We start from the raw sequence: 15453 nt of genomic DNA, 5'->3' as shown, positions 1-15453 counted from the left end.
GCAACGCTTAAAAAGCCAGTGGAGGAAAAAGTGAGCGTGACGCGCAAGGAGCATGATTTGCTCGGGACAAAGGAAATTCCGGCGGATGTCTATTGGGGCGTGCACACGGCGCGCGCTGTGGAAAACTTCAAGATCACCGGGGTGACCATTGGCCACAACCCCTATCTCGTGCGGGGACTGGCCTATGTGAAGGAGGCGGCGGCACGCGCAAATCACGAGCTCGGTCTGCTCGACACCGAACGCATGGAAGCCATCGCCGAGGCCTGCCGAGAAATCCGCGCCGGCGCGCTGCATGAGCAATTCGTGGTGGATGAAATCCAGGGCGGAGCCGGCACCTCCACCAACATGAATGCCAATGAGGTCATCGCCAACCGCGCGCTTGAGCTGCTTGGTCACGAAAAAGGCGATTATGCCCGCCTTCACCCGAACGACCATGTCAATCTCAGCCAGTCCACCAACGACGCCTATCCGACCGCAATCAATGTCGGGCTGATCGAGGCGATCGACGATCTGGCGGCCTCCATGGGCGTTCTGAAGGACGCTTTCGACCGCAAGGCGCAGGAATTTGCCGGCTTCATCAAGATCGGCCGCACCCAATTGCAGGACGCCGTGCCGATGACGCTCGGCCAGGAGTTCCGCACTTTCGTGGTGATGCTCGGCGAAGATCAGGCGCGCCTGATCGAATCCGTGGCACTACTACACGAGATCAACCTTGGCGCCACCGCCATCGGCACCGGGCTCAATGCGCCGCGCGGTTATGCCGAGCTTGCCTGCCAGCATCTGGCGGAACTGACGGGGCGACCGCTGGTGACGGCCGCCGACCTGATCGAGGCCACACAGGACCCCGGCGCCTTCGTGCATCTCTCCGGCGTGCTGAAACGCGTTGCCGTCAAGCTGTCGAAAACCTGCAACGATCTTCGGCTGCTCTCTTCCGGCCCGCGCGCCGGAATTGGCGAAATCACCCTGCCCTCCGTTCAGGCCGGTTCCAGCATCATGCCGGGCAAGATCAATCCGGTCATTCCCGAAGTGGTCAATCAGGTGGCCTATGCGGTGATCGGCAACGACATCACCATCACCATGGCCGCGGAAGCCGGGCAGCTGCAGCTGAACGCCTTCGAACCGATCATCGTGCGCGCACTTTCACAGAGCATCAGCCAACTCAGCGCCGCCTGCCGCACCTTGGCGGAACGCTGCGTCGACGGCATCGTCGCCAATCCCGCCATCATGGCGCAGCGCGTGGAAGAATCGATCGGTCTCGCCACCGCGCTCAACCCGCTGATCGGTTATTATGCTGCCACGGAAGTGGCCAAGGAAGCGCTTGCCAGCGGCCGCACGGTGCCACAGGTGGTTCTGGAGCGCGGTTATCTCACCGATGCGCAATTGCAGCAGGCGCTGAGCCCGCGGCACCTTGCCAACCTGCCCGCCCTCACGGCTGGCGAAGCCGATCTTCGCCAATGATCGTCGTCACCACCTGCTTCACCTGCCCAAGGTGAAGCTCCATCGCCTCCCGCGCCTCGGGCGCTGAACCCCGCCGGATCGCCTCGACGATCCGGCGGTGCTCGAAATTCGACGCGACGCGGCGGCCGGCCATCAGGTTCACCATCTCGGATTGCTGGGATAGGGCCTCACGGGCATCGGCGACGACCTTGGCGAACAGCCTGTTGGCCGAAGCTTCCGCAATGGCGCAATGAAACTGCCCATCCAGCAGCACCCAGGGATGCGGCCTTTCTTCGGCTTCCATCCGATCACAGAGGTCAAGCAAGACCTCCAGCTGAGCGTTCGTGCGCCTCAACGCCGCCCAACCGGCAGCAGGAACCTCGATGAAGGGGCGGGCCTCGATCAGATCTCGGGCGGAATAGGCGCCGTAGTTCAATTCGGACGGCGGCGTCGGCGTCATCACATAGGTGCCGCTTCCGGTGCGGGTCTGTGTCAGCCCCAAAGTCTGGAGCGACCGCAGCGCCTCGCGAATGATCGGCCGGCTGACACCATATCGAGCCGCCAGATGGGCTTCCGAAGGCAGCCGGGTGCCGACCGCAAGCTGCCCCGAGGTGATGGCGGAACGGATATCATCGAACACCGCTTCTGCGGCATTCTTGCGATTGATCGGCTGCGCATCCGCAAGCCAATCCGACAAGCCGCCCATCTTTAAACCCTCCGCACTCTCAATATGTTCGCAATATCAACGCAAAACCAGACAACCGCCCAAACGCAAAGGACGGCCGCCGCTCTCGCAGTCAAGCCGACCTTCCTAACATTATCCTGCCCGCTGGAACAACGACGGCGGATATTTTTGTTGGAGAGAGGGTATGGCACCGCCGCACCCTCTCTCCGCGTCAGATATTACGCCTTGATTTCCGCTGCCTCCGGCTTGTCATCCTCACGCGGGATGCGGAACCATGCGACATAGAGCGCGGGGAGGAAAAGCAGCGTGAGCGCCGTACCCACCACGATGCCGCCCATCATCGCATAGGCCATCGGTCCCCAGAAAATTTCCCGGGAGATGGGAATGAGGGCAAGCGTGGCCGCCGCAGCCGTCAGCATGATCGGCCGCATGCGGTGCTCGGTCGCCTCGATGACAGCGTGCCATGCCGAGACCCCCTCGCTTCTCAGATGCTCGATCTGCACCACCAGAATGACCGAGTTGCGGATCAGGATACCGATCAGCGCCAGCACGCCGAGAATGGCAACGAAGCCCATCGGCGCATTTGAGAAGAGCAGCGCCACCACGACGCCGATCAAGGCAGTAGGCGCGACGGCGAAGACCAGGAACAGCCGGCTGAAGCTCTGCAACTGGATCATCAGGATCGTCGCCATCGCAAACAGCATCATGGGCACGACAGCGACGATCGGCGCTTGTGAATCCGCGCTGGATTCCACCGAGCCGCCCGTCTCCAGCGTGTAGCCGACGGGAAGCGTTTTCTGGAACGCCTCGATCTTCGGCTTCAGCTGCTCCACAATCGTGGCCGGCTGCGTTGGACCGATAATGGCAGCCTTGACGGTGACCGTCGGGATCCGGTCGCGACGCCAGATGGTCGGCTGCTCCAGCTCATAACGGAAATTGGCGATTGCCGAGAGCGGCACGGCCTTGCCGTTGGTCGCCGGCAATTGCAGGTTCTGCAACGTCTCGATTGACCCGCGCTCCGAAAGCTGCGCCCGCGCCACCACGTTAACGAGGTAGATATCGTCCCTCACCTGCGTGACGGTGGACCCTTCGACAATGCTGTTCATGGCATTGGCGATATCTTCCGAGGAGACGCCGAGCTGGCGGGCCTTGTCCTGGATAACATCGACCTTGACCACGCGCGTCGGCTCGTTCCAGTCCATCACCATGTTGGACAGCAGCCGGTGTTCGCCGACGATACCCGATAATTGCTGCCCGAGTTCGCGGACCTTCTGGATATCAGGACCGCTGAGGCGATATTGCACCGGTTTTCCGACAGGCGGACCGATATCGAGCAGTTTCACGAAGGCGTCGGTGCCGATAAAAGTCTTGTTCAGATAGTCCTGCAACTCGGCACGCACCTTGTCGCGGACATCCAGCCCCTTGGTGACGATGACCGTCTGGCCGAAGGTGACGTCAGGCGTCTGCACGTCGAAGGACAGGATGAAGCGCGGCGCGCCTTCGCCGACATAGGTCGTCCAATGGTCGATATCCGGATTCTTGGCCAGCATTTCCTGCTCAAACTGCGCCATCTGCCGGTTGGTCTCGGCAATCGAACTGTTCTGCGGCAGGTTCCAGTCGACGATTAGTTCCACGCGGTCGGATGACGGAAAGAACTGCTGCTGCACGAGGCTCATGCCGCCGACGGAAAGGCCGAACAGCGCAATGGTGAGGATGATCGTCACCCAGCGCCAACGCAGCGCCCGCCCGAGGAGCCAGGAAAAGGCGGAGGCGAACCGGCCCTTCTTTTCATGGTGCGATTTCATCGTCTTCGGCAGGATGGTGACGCCGAGAAGCGGCGTGAACAAGACCGCGACGATCCACGATACGATGAGCGAAACAGCGATCACCACAAAAAGCGTGAAGGTGAATTCACCCGCCGCGCTGTTGTTGAGACCGACCGGAATGAAGCCGGCAACGGTGACCAGCGTACCGGTCAGCATCGGGAAAGCGGTGGAGGTGTAAACATAAGTCGCCGCTTTCCTGAGATCGTCTCCGACCTCAAGCCGCGCGACCATCATCTCGACGGCAATCATCGCATCGTCGACAAGAAGCCCGAGTGCGATGATGAGGGCGCCGAGCGATATACGTTGCAGCGAAATGCCCGTGTATTCCATGTAGACGAAGGTGATCGCCAGCACGAGCGGAATGGAAACGGCAACCACCATGCCGGCCCTGAGGCCAAGACTGATGAAGCTGATGACAAGAACGATGGCAATGGCCTCGAACAGCGCCGAAGTGAAACCGGAGACCGCCTCATCGACCACGGCTGGCTGATCGGACACACGATGCACATCGACACCAACTGGCAAATCCGCCACCACACGCTTCATCTGCGCATCCAGCGCCTCGCCGAAATGCAGCAGGTTCGCACCCGTTTTCATGCCGATCGCAAGGCCGATTGCCGGCTGGCCGTTAAAACGGAACAGCGATGACGGCGGATCGACATAACCGCGCCGGATCGTCGCCACTTCCGTCAGCGGGAAGAACCGGTTGTTGACCCGCAGATTGATGGACCGCAGGCTGTCTTCCGAGGTGAACTGGCCGCTGACGCGCAGTGCCACGCGCTCAGGCCCGGCATTAACGAAGCCGGATTGCGTGACGGCGTTCTGGGCCTGCAGTGTCTTGATGATCGACTGCTGGTCGATGCCGAGCGCCGCGATCTGCCGTGTGGAGAACTCCAGATAGATCGTCTCGTCCTGCGCGCCGATGACATCGACCTTGCCGATATTGTCGACGGTCAGCACCTTCGCCCGCGCATCCTCCACCAGATCGCGCAATTGCCGCTGGCTGAGACCGTCGCTGGTGAAGGCGTAGATATTGCCGTAGACATCGCCGAAACGGTCATTGAAGAACGGGCCGACGACGCCCGAGGGAAAATCACCCTTGATGTCGCCGATCATGTTGCGCACCCGCACCCAGGTCGGCTCGACGTTGCGCGCCTTGGTTTCCGGCACCAGTTCCACGAAGATCGTCGTGCGACCGGCGACCGTCTGGCTGCGCAAATGGTCGAGATTGTCGAGTTCCTCGAGTTTCTTCTCGATCCTGTCGGTCACCTGCCGGGCCACTTCCTCGGCGGAAGCGCCCGGCCATTGCGCGCTGATCACCATGGTCTTGATGGTGAAGTTCGGATCTTCCTCGCGGCCGAGGTTAAGATAGGAGAAAACGCCGGCAAGAACGAAAACCAGCATGAAGTACCAGACGAGCGAACGGTGTTCGAGCGCCCAGTCGGAGAGATTGAATTTCTTCACTGACGGACCTCCTGATCGATCCTGATGGCCTGTCCATCCCTAAGCTTGTGAACGCCGGCGCTGGCGACGCGCTCACCGGGCTTGACGCCACCTGTAATGCGCACGCTGCCGCCCTCAGTCGGTTCGCCCTCTATCGTGACAGGGCGCAACGTCACCGTTGCCTTGTCGGCATTGACGATCCAGACGCCCCACCCATTGTCGGTTTTCAGCAGGGCTGAGGCGGGAAGCATGATCTGCGGTTCGGAGGCGGCAAGCACCGAGGCCGTGACAACGGAACCCAGCCGGAATGCCGGCGGTGCATCCTGCAGGCTGATCTTCGTGCGGCGCGTGCGCGTCGCCGTTTCGGCTTCCGGAGCGATCTCGCGCACCACGCCGGTGGTGCGGATTTTCGGATCAAGCTGCAGGGCGATCTCGAAGGCGGAACCGATCTCCAGCCGCTGCGCCGCAAATTGCGGAACATCGACCACCACATCACGCACTTCCGGCCGGGCAATCGTCACGACCGTTTGGCCAGCCGAGACGACCTGACCGATTTCGCCTGAGGTTGCCGTCACCACACCGTCAAATTCCGCATGCAGCTGCGCATAACCCAGCTGCTCCTCGGCCTTGTCCAGATTGGCGCGGGCCTTGGCGACGGCGGCATTGGCGGTGCGTGTCGCCTGTTCGGCTTCTTCCAGTGCGGCTTCGGTGCCGCTGCGGGCTTCAGCCAGCACGCGCTGGCGCTGTTCTGTCGTGACCGCATTGGCCAGCTGCGCTTCCGCATTGGAAAGATCGGATTGTGCGCTTTTCACCGCAAGCTCGAGCGCCAGCGGATCGATCGACGCGACCACATCGCCTTTCTTGACCAGATCGGCCACATCGACATTGCGGGCGATGATCCGACCGAGAACACGAAAACCGAGATCGGTCTGAATACGCGATTCCACCGTGCCGGTCAGTCGCAGCGCACCGGCGGGCTTCTCTTCCACGACGACGGAAAGTACCGGACGCGGCGCCTCGGCGGCGACTTCCTGCTTCTCCTCGCAGGAGGAGACCGCAATCGCCACAGCCACCAAAAACAAGCTTCTGTATATACTGGACATTATTGTGCCTGCCCCTTTTCATAGGCGACTTTTTCACCGGTGCGGAGAAATTTGGTCCCGACGGTGACGACGAGATCGCCGGGATTAAGTCCTTGCGCGATGACGAATTGACCGGTCTCGTAGTCAGCGACCTCGACGCGCCGCATGGCGATTTCCGAGGATTGCGGATCGACCACCCAGACGGCGGGAAAGCCGTCCTGCGACGTCATCGCCGACCACGGAAGCTCAATCGCATCGACCTGTCTGAAGCGGAAATGGCCGGATACCGGGGCCCCGAGCGGCATGGTCAGATCACCGTTCAGACCCACCTTGACCCTGATCGTCCCATTGTCCGGATCGATCGTCGGAGAAATCTCCCGCACCGGCGCCGCAACGCTGCGGGTCGGATCCGACAGGAGGCTGACATTGACGAGATTGTCGATATCACGCTCGAGAAACAGGGATTCATAGACATCGAAGACCGCATCGCGCGGCCCGTCATGCGCCAGCGTGAAGACAAGCTGGGCGGCCTGCGCCACCTGGCCGACTTCGACATTGCGCGCCGTGATCACGCCGTCCGCATCGGCCTTGAGTTCGGTATAGGACAGGGCATCCCGTGCCGTGTCGAGCTGCGCCTGCGCCGATCTCACTGCGCCCTGCGTCGTCAGCAGGGTTTCCTGGGCCTTGTCGACCGCCGAACGCGAGGTCACCTGCGTCTTGAAGAGGCTTTGCTGACGGTCGAACGTCAATTGCGCCTGCGTCTGCTGCGCTTCTGCGGATTGCAGGTTGGCGAGCGCGACATCGAGATCAGCCTTTTGTTCTTCAGGATCCATACGGGCAAGCAATTGCCCGGTCTTGACCCGTGTACCCACATCCACCAGCCGCTCGGTAATCTTGCCGCTGACCCGGAAAGACAGGTCCGTCTGGACCCTCGCCCTCACTTCACCCGTTATGACGCTGCCGCGATCGACGGGCTTCTTCTCAGCCGCGACCACATCGACGGTGCGCAGCGGCTTTTCGGCAGGTGGCTCTTCATTGCTGCAGGACGACAGGGCGAAAATGCCGCCAAGCGCCGCCGCGATAAGGATGGTTTTCATGGTGACCTCTTGATCTTCGCCTCATCCTATAATATTTGACTGACTGAATAGTCAATGAAATTCTTATGCCGCCGATCGGGGACCTGTCCGGAACATCGGGCCAGCCTCCCGAATGATCATTCCTATTCGTCCGGCACATCCTTGCGGGCGCATCGGCAATGTTCCGGCATATTGAAGCATGCGCGCGCCTTCACAAAAATCCGTTCCGGTTTTTGCGCGGGTGCTATAGGCAAACCATCTCTCATTTCCGCCTATCGCGACGGACAGAAGGGCACGCGCCGAAAAAACAAAGGGATCCGGGGCCATGGCGAAAGCAAAACTGACACGTGCTGAACAGAAGATACAACGTCCGTTGCAAATTCTCGATGCCGCATTCGAGGAATTCACCAGAACGGGATTTACCGCGACACGGGTAGAGGACATCGCAGAACGGGTGGGTGTGACCAAGGGGACGGTCTACGTCTATTTCGAAACCAAGGAGGCGCTCTTCGAGGCAATGGTCAGGCACGCCTCCCAGCCATTCCAGGAAGCGCTCAAGGCCTATGCGCATACATCCGACGACCCTGTCGAGGAGCTGCGCCTGTTACTGGAATTCATGTTCGACGCACTCGTCGACAACAAGAAAATGCGGGAACTGTTCCGCCTGATCCTCGCGGAAGGCGCAAAATTCCCGGACCTCATCGACCGGCATCATGACACGTTGATGGCGCCGGTCTTCGAGCGCATCAATACGATCCTCGAGGAAGGCGTGGCAAAAAAAAGGTTCAGGGCCAACCCCCCCGAACTCGCCAAGGTCGTGATGTCGCCCATGGTCGGAACATTGGTGTTTCGGTTGATTTTCAACGACCGGCGCATTCTGGACAGGCAGGCCGTTCTGAAGATTCATCTCGAACTGATCATGCGCGGACTGCTGGCATAGCATCACTGCACGCGGCCGCGGACCTCTATTCCTGACTTTCAAGCCGGTATCGGGAACCGGGATAGAGCAGCCGCACGGAGGTGACGGCACGGCTCGACGACCAGGTTCTGCGGCGCACGAGAAGGCAGGGCTCGTTTCGGCTGATGGCCATCAGCTTGCATTCCCACGGCTGGGGCGACGCCGCCTCGATGAACTGCTCGGTCCGGGAAATGGGTGCCGCCGCCGTCAGATAGGCATTCGGCGTGAGCGTATTGAAATCCTGCATCAGATAATCCGGAGCGATCTCCGCATTGACGAAGCGATCTTCGAGCTGGATCGGCACGTCATCTTCATGGTGCACGATGATGGAGTGAAAAACTTTCGCTCCCACGGCGATCTCCAGCGCCGTTGCGAGATCCGGACCGCAAACTTCCGTCTGGGCGAGGATCAGGCTTGGCCGATGGGTTGAACCGCGCTCCTTGATCTCGTCGGCGATGTTGCGCACGCCCATCATGCCGGCGCTTCGCTTTTTCGGAGCGACGAAAGACCCGCGTCCCTGCACGCGAACAATCACCCCCTCGGTTGCCAGCTCCCGCAAGGCGCGGTTTGCCGTCATGCGGCTGACACCCAGCATGTCGACCATCTCGTTTTCTGAGGGTATCCTGTGGTTCGTCAACCACTCTCCGCTGGCGATCTTTTCCTTGATCTGTTCCTTCACCCGCTCATACAGCGGCAGGGAGGAGCGATCGCCCGAGACAGAAAACTCGCTTTCGATGACGGGCAGCATTAAAACTCCTAAAAATCGGGCGACTGCACAAAACGCAGCCAGAATCCGCGCAAGCACAAAATTATCACATCCTGTCTTGCTTGTCTTTTGCAAATGTGTGAAGTTACATATACAACTTGAGAGAAAAATAATGGCGAGCAAAGACTCGATTTCTGGCAGCAGCAGGTCTCCCGCCGATGTTCGGGGCGATATTCAAATGCCCGCCCAGCGCAAGGGTAGCGGCTGCCATGCCGCTGCCAAAGCTGCATTTGATGGCTCGCCTGGGCAATATGCGCTGAAAGCTCACCCTTTTCAGAACCGGCCAGCCGCAGGCGCGTTCGACCCAACATCGCCGATACGCGCGTCCCATACGAATTTTTCAAAGTTGTATAGTGAACTTCCAGCATACCGCGTCAAGGTGAACATCGAATTCCATATTGATTCGACGAGCGCCCGGCCGCCGATTTCGACGGGATATGAAATGCATCAATGACCACCGGGCTCAGGGCCAACACCTGCCCAGAGCGTCCGATGGAAACCATAAAACGCATGCCAGCAACTTGCCAATCATCAAACCAAAAGGGGAATGCAATGCTGAATTCAAAGCTGAAAATCGCGCTGGCCACCACCGCGCTTATCATGGGAGCCTCCGCAGGCGCCGCCAGGGCGGAAGGCTATTGCGGCGCTGGAAAGACCATCACCTTCGCCGGCATCGACTGGGAAAGCGGCGCTTTCATAACCGAAGTCATGAAGGAAATCCTTTCCAAGGGCTATGATTGCAAGGTCGATTCCATTCCCGGCAACTCCGTGACGCTGGAACAGGCAACCGCCAATAATGACGTGCAGATCTTCGCTGAAGAATGGATCGGCCGCTCCGACGTCTGGAACAAGGCTGCGGAAGCAGGCCAGGTTACGTCGGTTGGCAAGACCTTCGTCGGCGCCGCCGAAGGCTGGTTCGTGCCGGAATATCTGATCAAGGGCGACCCTGCAAAAGGCATCGACGCCAAGGCTCCGGACCTGAAGAGCGTCGACCAGCTTTCCGATCCGAAGATCGTCGAATTGTTCAAGGATCCCGAAGAGCCCACCAAGGGCCGCTTCCTCAATTGCCCGTCGGGCTGGACCTGCGAAGGCGTCAACACCGCCAAGCTGCAGGCCTACAAGCTCGAAGCAAACTATGTGAACTTCCGCCCCGGCACCGGCACCGCGCTCGATGCCGCAATTGCCGCCGCTTATCTCCAGGGCGAGCCGATGCTGTTCTACTACTGGAGTCCCACGGCAATCATGGGCAAATACAAGCTCGTCCAGCTGCAGGAGCCGGCCTATAGCGATGCCTGCTGGAAGGAGCTGACAAGCGCGGATGGAAAGCGCGACGCCGGTTGCGCCTTCCCCTCCGTTGAGGTGGCCTATGGCGTGAACAGCACCTTTGCCAAGGAAGCGCCTGAAATCATCACGATTCTTGAAAAAGCGACCTTCCCGCTGACGGAGATCAACGCCAGCCTCGCTTACATGACGGACAAGCAGGTCGATGCGACAGCCGCCGCCAAGACCTTCCTTCAGACCAAGGCCGATATCTGGGGCAGCTGGGTTTCTGCGGACGCCAAGGCGCGTATCGAAGCCGCCGTCAAGTAAACATCGCAGGCGCGCCGGGCTTCCGGCGCGCATTTTCCCGTCAGGACAGGGGCCGGCTCCCGGACATGGGGTCGGCAGGCGCGAGGACGACACCAATGTTTCCTGAAGTTTTCCATATTTCCATCCGAGGCCCGATCAATGAGATCGTGCGCTCGCTGGTGGTGAACTACGGCTACCTTTTCAAGGCGATCTCGCAGACGATCCTGCAGGCGATCCTCTTCGTGGAATGGGTGCTGCGCGGTCTGCCGTGGTGGGTCATTTTTCTGGTCTTCCTGGTGCTCGCCTGGTTCGCGGCGAAGAAGATTTCGCTCGTCATCATGGTGGCGGTGATGCTTTTCATCGTCGGTGCGCTCGGTCTCTGGGACCTGACGATGCAGACGCTGGCGCTGATGCTGATTGCCAGCCTCATCTCCATCGTCATCGGGGTGCCAATGGGTATCCTGCTTGCCAAAAGCGAATGGGCCCGGCGTATCACCCTGCCGATCCTCGATGTCATGCAGACCATGCCGAGCTTCGTGTATCTCATCCCCGCCATCATGCTGTTCGGTCTCGGCAAAGTCCCGGCCGTACTTGCCACCATCGTTTATGCCGTGCCGCCGTTGATCCGCCTGACCGATCTCGGCATCCGGCAGGTGGACCGGGAAGTGGTGGAGGCGGCGACCGCCTTTGGCGGCAGCCCGAGACAGATCCTTTTCGGCGTCGAATTGCCGCTTGCCACACCCACGATCATGGCCGGTCTTAACCAGACGATCATGATGGCGCTTTCCATGGTCGTCGTCGCCTCGATGATCGGTGCGCGCGGTCTTGGCGAACAGGTGTTGAACGGCATCCAGACGCTTGATGTCGGCAAGGGCCTCGAAGCGGGTCTCGGCATCGTTATTCTCGCAATCGTGCTCGATCGTATCACCCAGGGTTTTGGCCGATCCAGCCGGAAGGAAATGGGCAATGACTGATATCCATATCCGCAACGTGTCCAAGATTTTCGGCGGCAACTGGAAGGCTGCGCTCGCCATGGCGCAGCAGGGCGCGGAAAAGAGCGAAATCCTGGCGAAGACGGGATGCAGCGTCGGCCTCGACAATGTCAGCCTCGATATAGCGGGCGGCCGCATTTTCGTGATCATGGGCCTCTCCGGCTCCGGCAAGTCGACGCTGGTGCGCCACATCAACCGTCTTATCGAGCCGACGAGCGGCGAGATTCTCGTCGGAGACGACAATGTTCTCGCCCTCAAGGCGAAGGAGCTTCGGGATTTCCGCAACCGGCGCGTCAGCATGGTGTTCCAGAATTTCGGCCTGATGCCGCACCGCACCGTCTTGCAGAACGTCGTTTATGGCCAGCGCGTGCGCGGGCTGACCAAGGCCGACGCACGACCCATCGGCATGAAGTGGATCGAGACTGTCGGCCTTTCAGGCTACGAGGACAAGTTTCCCCACCAGCTTTCCGGCGGCATGAAACAGCGCGTGGGTCTCGCCCGCGCGCTGGCGGCCGATACCGACGTCATCCTGATGGACGAGGCCTTTTCGGCGCTCGATCCGCTGATCCGCGCCGACATGCAGGACCAGTTGCTGCAGCTCGAAAAGAACCTGCACAAGACCATCGTCTTCATCACCCACGATCTTGACGAGGCGCTCCGCATCGGGGCGCAGATCGCGATCCTGAAGGACGGAAAACTGGTGCAGGTGGGAACACCGGACCAGATCCTCAACAGCCCCGCAAACGACTATGTCGCCCGTTTCGTGGAGCGCCGCGCAGGTGCGGGGGAAGCTCAGCATGGCTGATACGGTCACCATTGATCGTCCCCTTACCTGGCAAGAGATCGCCGCCGTCGCAAAGGGTGCGTCGCTTTCCCTGTCGGATACGGCGTGGCGGCGCATCGCCAAGGCCCGCGCCATCGTCGATGCGCTCGTTGAAAAACGCGTGCGCGGTTATGGCATCAATACGGGTGTCGGCGCGCTCTGCGATGTGATCGTGGATATTCCCCGGCAACAGGCCCTCTCCCGCAACATTCTGCTCAGCCATTCCTGCGGCGTCGGAAAACCGCTCGGACGCGAAGAAACACGCGCCATCATGGCTGCCCAGATCAACAACTTCGCGCATGGTTACTCCGGCGTACAGGTCAAAACGGTCGAAGCGCTGCTGGCTCTGCTGAATGGTGACATTCTTCCCGTCATTCCCTCGAAGGGTTCGGTGGGTTACCTCACCCATGCTGCGGCCATAGGCCTCGTGCTGATCGGCGAGGGTCAGGCCCGCCACGGGAGCGAATTGATTAGCGGCAGGCAGGGGCTGGAAAAGCTCGGCCTCGAACCCATGGTCCTGCAGGCAAAGGAAGGGCTGAGCCTCGTCAACGGCACACCCTGCGCCACCGGCCTCGCCAGCCTCGCACTCGCCCGCACGATTTCTCTTATCGACTGGGCCGATGCGGCAGCGGCAATGAGCTACGAAAACCTCGGCGCACAGGCGGATCCCTTCGCCGCAGAGCCGCTTGCGCTACGCACCTCGCCCGGCATCCAGACCGTCGGCGCAAACCTGCGCCAACTCCTGGCCGGAAGCCCGCTTCTTGCCCGGTCGGCCGGATCGCGCACGCAGGATCCGCTTAGCCTGCGCGCCGTGCCGCAGGTGCATGGCGCCGTGCGCGACAGCGTCGCGCAGATCGCCGACGTCGTGAACCGCGAGCTTGCGAGCGTCACGGATAACCCTGTCGTCACTGGCACGCCGCAGGCGCCCGAGGTCCATTCCCAAGCCCATGCAGTTGGCGCAGCACTCGGGCTCGCCATGGATGGGCTGGCGACGGCCGCAGCCGAACTTGCCGCGATTTCCGAGCGCCGTATCGACCGGCTCGTCAACCCGCTTGTCAGCGGGCTGCCTGCCTTTCTGGCGGAAAGCGATGGTGTCTGTTCCGGTTTCATGATCATCCAGTACACGGCCGCAGCGCTTGCCGCAGAAAACCGCCGCCTTGCCGCTCCCGCCAGCCTCGATGGCGGCATCACCTCCGCTCTGCAGGAGGATATACTGACACATGCCACCGCCGCTGCCGACAAGGCACTTTCGATTATCGGCAATCTGGAAACCATTCTGGCGATCGAGATCATGATCGCGGTGCAGGCTTACGACATGCAGCCAGACGAAGCCGGCCGTGCACCCGGCACCGATACGCTCTACCGTCAGATCCGGACGACGGTGCCCTTTTACCGCGACGACCGGCCGCTCAACAATTTGCTGGCTGCTGTGCGGGAAATACTGCAAACCACGCATGCAGGAATACGCGCCGACGCGGGTTGACTGCTGCTCCGGAAATCTGGCTGAACAGGATGTGGAAGAGGTTACTCTCTGCCGGTCTTGTGAGCGATGAGAACGGTTTCCGCAATCGCGCTGGCGACGTGGTGCGGAGCCGCGTGGACGATCTTGCCCGGATGAGCCTCAAATTCCGGTGAGCATGCCGAGCTAGGTCCAGATGCTTTCGGGTGTCAGGATTTCAAAGGGCACGATCCGCTGTTCGACGGAGGACGAACCGCCGTTTTCGATGCGCCGTAACATCACGTCGATCAACTGCTGCGGCATCCTGTCGAGGGGAAGCGGCAGCGAAGCGGTGATCAGCCCTTGGTTGAGGCCCTTGCGCGTTTCCGGGCCGATATCGTTACAGATGATTTTTATGCCGCGCTGCCGCTCGACAGGCAGTTCTCGAAGCGCGCGCAGAACACCAGATATGCCGCCGCCATTGACATAAATCCCCCTGAGCCCGTGTTCGGCGGCAATCATGTCCCGAACGATGACATAGGCATTTTCCGGCTCCTCGTGGGTCAGCAGCGTTTCTGCGACCTGAAGTTCGGGGGTATTTTCCCGCATATAGGAGCGAAAACTCGCATCAGAAACATCCTGACACTGGTAACGATTGCTGCCAATCAGCGGCACGACCGTTCCCTCGCCCTTCACCGTCTGGCTAAGGAACCATGCCGCCGTTCGGCCGCGTTTCCAGCTATCGGTTCCGACAAAGCCCGCCCGGCTCGCCGCCGACAGATCGGACACATAAGTCACCACGGGAACGCCCCTGCCCCGCAGTTCATCGATCGCCTGGCTGACAAGCGGGTGATCGGCCGTCACCACCGCGATTGCGCTGCAGGATTGCCCCATCTTCAGGAGATTGGCGGACACGGCCTCCGGCGAAAGATCATCCTCAAAAACGACATCCGGCTCGATAATGCTATCCGGCCGCTGGCGTGCGGCGGCAATGATCCCTTCCGCCCAAAGCCGATAGAGCGGGCGGTGGGATTGCTGCATCAGAAAGCCGAGCCTGTGGTGAGGCATGGCCTCGCGGCGACGGTCCTTGATGGTGCCGAGACCATAAAAACCGATTTCCTCCGCCGCCTTGAGAATCTGCTCGATCGTATCCTGTCGCACGGCGGTCGAACCGTGCAGCAGCCGGTTCACCGTGGAGATGCTGACGCCGGCGGCCTTCGCAAGATCGGTGATGGTCGGTCGGTTCATGGCGCCTCACAATCCTATCATTCGTGAATGACATAGAATGATACTAAATGCAACATTAAATGAAATATAAATTCCATTCTTATGAAAATGAAAGATATAAATCATCCCGT

13 protein-coding genes are annotated in these 15453 nt (G+C 60.5%); 7 read left to right on the top strand and 6 right to left on the bottom strand.

Features of this window, described 5'->3' with window-relative positions:
* The first annotated feature begins 30 nt into the window (after positions 1-30).
* Positions 31-1458, top strand: coding sequence for an aspartate ammonia-lyase (locus CFB10_RS03870; RefSeq protein ID WP_244559850.1), 1428 nt, complete (start codon positions 31-33; stop codon positions 1456-1458).
* Here the strand turns inward: CFB10_RS03870 and CFB10_RS03865 are convergent.
* From CFB10_RS03865 to CFB10_RS03850, 4 genes are all read right to left on the bottom strand, one after another.
* Positions 1427-2143 carry a FadR/GntR family transcriptional regulator gene (locus tag CFB10_RS03865; protein ID WP_020012272.1) on the bottom strand — a complete coding sequence of 239 codons (717 nt, stop codon included), beginning with the start codon at positions 2141-2143 and terminating at the stop codon, positions 1427-1429. The two genes, CFB10_RS03870 and CFB10_RS03865, sit on opposite strands and share 32 nt — an antisense overlap.
* 197 nt (positions 2144-2340) lie before the next feature.
* Positions 2341-5412, bottom strand: coding sequence for an efflux RND transporter permease subunit (locus CFB10_RS03860; protein WP_020012273.1), 3072 nt, complete (start codon positions 5410-5412; stop codon positions 2341-2343).
* Positions 5409-6494 (bottom strand): efflux RND transporter periplasmic adaptor subunit, encoded by a 1086-nt coding sequence (locus tag CFB10_RS03855; RefSeq protein WP_026364052.1) that lies wholly within the window; start codon positions 6492-6494, stop codon positions 5409-5411. The genes CFB10_RS03860 and CFB10_RS03855 overlap by 4 nt, the downstream gene beginning before the upstream one ends.
* A complete protein-coding gene (locus CFB10_RS03850) occupies positions 6494-7570 on the bottom strand; it encodes an efflux RND transporter periplasmic adaptor subunit (protein ID WP_020012275.1) in 1077 nt (358 codons plus the stop codon). The genes CFB10_RS03855 and CFB10_RS03850 overlap by 1 nt, the downstream gene beginning before the upstream one ends.
* 304 nt (positions 7571-7874) lie before the next feature.
* On the opposite strand from CFB10_RS03850, the gene CFB10_RS03845 reads away from it, so the two are divergent.
* Complete coding sequence (locus tag CFB10_RS03845; protein ID WP_020012276.1) at positions 7875-8489, top strand: TetR/AcrR family transcriptional regulator; 615 nt, start codon at positions 7875-7877, stop codon at positions 8487-8489.
* A gap of 25 nt (positions 8490-8514) precedes the next feature.
* Here the strand turns inward: CFB10_RS03845 and hutC are convergent, their stop codons facing one another.
* Entirely contained in the window at positions 8515-9255 is a 741-nt protein-coding gene (gene hutC, locus CFB10_RS03840) for a histidine utilization repressor (protein WP_020012277.1), read from the bottom strand.
* On the opposite strand from hutC, the gene CFB10_RS03835 reads away from it, so the two are divergent.
* From CFB10_RS03835 to hutH, 5 genes are all read left to right on the top strand, one after another.
* Entirely contained in the window at positions 9242-9727 is a 486-nt protein-coding gene (locus tag CFB10_RS03835; RefSeq protein WP_244559849.1) for a hypothetical protein, read from the top strand. The genes hutC and CFB10_RS03835 overlap by 14 nt on opposite strands.
* Positions 9728-9825: 98 nt before the next feature.
* The gene (locus CFB10_RS03830; RefSeq protein ID WP_020012278.1) at positions 9826-10863 is read left to right on the top strand and encodes an ABC transporter substrate-binding protein; all 1038 of its coding nucleotides are present in this window, start codon (positions 9826-9828) and stop codon (positions 10861-10863) included.
* A gap of 95 nt (positions 10864-10958) precedes the next feature.
* Positions 10959-11816 (top strand): proline/glycine betaine ABC transporter permease, encoded by an 858-nt coding sequence (locus CFB10_RS03825; protein WP_020012279.1) that lies wholly within the window; start codon positions 10959-10961, stop codon positions 11814-11816.
* Positions 11809-12639, top strand: a complete 831-nt coding sequence (locus CFB10_RS03820) for a glycine betaine/L-proline ABC transporter ATP-binding protein (protein ID WP_003506071.1) — start codon at positions 11809-11811, stop codon at positions 12637-12639. Before CFB10_RS03825 ends, CFB10_RS03820 begins: the two co-directional genes overlap by 8 nt.
* On the top strand, positions 12632-14140 hold the full coding sequence (hutH, locus tag CFB10_RS03815; RefSeq protein WP_020012280.1) for a histidine ammonia-lyase: 1509 nt from the start codon (positions 12632-12634) through the stop codon (positions 14138-14140). Before CFB10_RS03820 ends, hutH begins: the two co-directional genes overlap by 8 nt.
* 162 nt (positions 14141-14302) lie before the next feature.
* Here hutH and CFB10_RS03810 read toward each other — a convergent pair whose 3' ends face one another.
* Positions 14303-15343: a LacI family DNA-binding transcriptional regulator gene (locus CFB10_RS03810; protein ID WP_020012282.1), complete on the bottom strand. Its 1041-nt coding sequence runs from the start codon at positions 15341-15343 to the stop codon at positions 14303-14305.
* Positions 15344-15453 lie beyond the last annotated feature (110 nt).

It is taken from the genome of Agrobacterium sp. 719_389 (assembly GCF_900188475.1).
Taxonomy (GTDB): domain Bacteria; phylum Pseudomonadota; class Alphaproteobacteria; order Rhizobiales; family Rhizobiaceae; genus Agrobacterium; species Agrobacterium radiobacter.
Note: the sequence above shows the minus strand (reverse complement) of the source record. Positions and strands in the feature narration are given on the sequence as shown.

Coding starts and splice junctions, on each gene's coding strand:
- CFB10_RS03865 (WP_020012272.1), bottom strand. CDS start 2,143: ATGGGCGGCTTGTCGGATTGGCTTGCGGATGCGCAGCCGATCAATCGC.
- CFB10_RS03855 (WP_026364052.1), bottom strand. CDS start 6,494: ATGTCCAGTATATACAGAAGCTTGTTTTTGGTGGCTGTGGCGATTGCG.
- CFB10_RS03850 (WP_020012275.1), bottom strand. CDS start 7,570: ATGAAAACCATCCTTATCGCGGCGGCGCTTGGCGGCATTTTCGCCCTG.
- CFB10_RS03845 (WP_020012276.1), top strand. CDS start 7,875: ATGGCGAAAGCAAAACTGACACGTGCTGAACAGAAGATACAACGTCCG.
- CFB10_RS03835 (WP_244559849.1), top strand. CDS start 9,242: ATGACGGGCAGCATTAAAACTCCTAAAAATCGGGCGACTGCACAAAAC.
- hutC (WP_020012277.1), bottom strand. CDS start 9,255: ATGCTGCCCGTCATCGAAAGCGAGTTTTCTGTCTCGGGCGATCGCTCC.
- CFB10_RS03830 (WP_020012278.1), top strand. CDS start 9,826: ATGCTGAATTCAAAGCTGAAAATCGCGCTGGCCACCACCGCGCTTATC.
- CFB10_RS03825 (WP_020012279.1), top strand. CDS start 10,959: ATGTTTCCTGAAGTTTTCCATATTTCCATCCGAGGCCCGATCAATGAG.
- CFB10_RS03820 (WP_003506071.1), top strand. CDS start 11,809: ATGACTGATATCCATATCCGCAACGTGTCCAAGATTTTCGGCGGCAAC.
- hutH (WP_020012280.1), top strand. CDS start 12,632: ATGGCTGATACGGTCACCATTGATCGTCCCCTTACCTGGCAAGAGATC.
- CFB10_RS03810 (WP_020012282.1), bottom strand. CDS start 15,343: ATGAACCGACCGACCATCACCGATCTTGCGAAGGCCGCCGGCGTCAGC.